The 1461-nt window shown below is 44.2% G+C and carries 2 protein-coding genes; both read right to left on the reverse strand.

Translation table 11 applies throughout. The features are described 5' to 3' along the window. Positions 1-128: 128 nt before the first annotated feature. Positions 129-1166: a PAAR domain-containing protein gene (locus QTN95_RS20610; RefSeq protein ID WP_331418841.1), complete on the reverse strand. Its 1038-nt coding sequence runs from the start codon at positions 1164-1166 to the stop codon at positions 129-131. Positions 1167-1345: 179 nt separating this feature from the next. Then, on the reverse strand, positions 1346-1461 hold a 116-nt coding region (locus QTN95_RS20615; protein ID WP_331418354.1), incomplete at its 5' end, for a transposase domain-containing protein.

The raw sequence follows: 1461 nt of genomic DNA on the forward strand, positions 1-1461 counted from the left end.
TGCGCGGTCAGGTAATGTTAGAATCATGAGAACTCGGTAACGGTTGTAGGTTTGTATGTTTGGCGACTGATCAGATCGCTCAAACGGTACCGAGTTCCCTTCTTTTTCTACAAACCAGTGATCTATATTTAGGAACAGTTATTTAGAACCCCAAGGATACCTCCAGCCAAAGCAGTCGAACTAAAAACACCAACCAATAATTTAGCTTCATCGATCCCCAGCTGCTTTAAGGTATATTCATCATTCAAAACATACTGTAGAACGTTAATGGCTGAACCGACTAATACTTCCATAGGGGCAGTGACTTTGACATAACGAGCCATTCCTTTAACGGAATCTAAAGCACCCACGCCAAGCTTAACTACTTGAGGGTTTGAAGCTTTAAAGCGATTACCTGCTAACAACGTTTTCATGTGTTGTTTGTAACCTTTCAAGATCAGGTAATCAACGCCATTATGTGTTTTGACATAAGCGGTAACCCCCAAGCCTCCTAACTTTTTAGCGGTATCGAATGCATCATAAGTGCCTTTCATTGCACCACCAATATTTCGAGTTTTATCGAGCGCATCAAAAAACTCTTGCCACTCTTCTGGGGCTAGAACCGTAGTTTCTACAACATCTTGCGTATATCGAACATGAATTTCTCTATCTCCCTCTTTAGCGAGGAAATTGTAGGGAGGCCAATGCATATTATTAGGGTTAACACTAACAGTAGACGCAGCTTTCTGCTCAGAAACGCTCTGCGTGGTAGAACTCGCCTTAGCCAAATTTCCTCCAAAAGAGACACCTTGCCCAAAGCTCACACCCGACCCCATATTGATATTAACACCCTGCCCTATATTGACGCCTGAACCCATATCAATTGAGCCAGACATTTGAGGCCCAAGGCTCACAGCGTCACCACTAGCAAGCACAAAGCAATTGCCGCATCCGGTATCAACCGGATCGTATTTCATCGCTATCAGCTTACCACCAATCTTAATATTTCGTGGGCTGCCCTGCATGATTGGACCTACTCCACGACAGTTTTCATCCCCACAAGTGCAGGTAGCTAGGTCTCCCAAGAGACTCACATCTAAGTTGTTAATTTTTACGCCAGCACTGCCTGTTAAGACTTTTCCGCCTGTACTGGTTGGCGTTCCAACGGTGACGGCATTATTAAACATGATGCTTACTAACTTGAAGAAACGTTCGACGTACTCGCAAGCATAAGCAATTGATTTTTTTATCAACAAACTCAACGGACAAACCCTAGGCAAAAGGTCACATAATCGACAATTGAGGAAAATTCGACTATTTGCTCATTTGTTTTGTATCCGCCCCATGATCCCACGGGGCGACACTGCTAGTGTTTGAAGTTCCAAGGCAGGAGCGCATCGATATCTGGCTCCGCTTTCGCCAGCTCTTTCATACACTTGACCATATAGTCGTAAAGGATAAGACCATTGGCTTTCGCGGTCT

Source organism: Vibrio sp. M260112 (assembly GCF_036533775.1).
Lineage (GTDB): Bacteria > Pseudomonadota > Gammaproteobacteria > Enterobacterales > Vibrionaceae > Vibrio.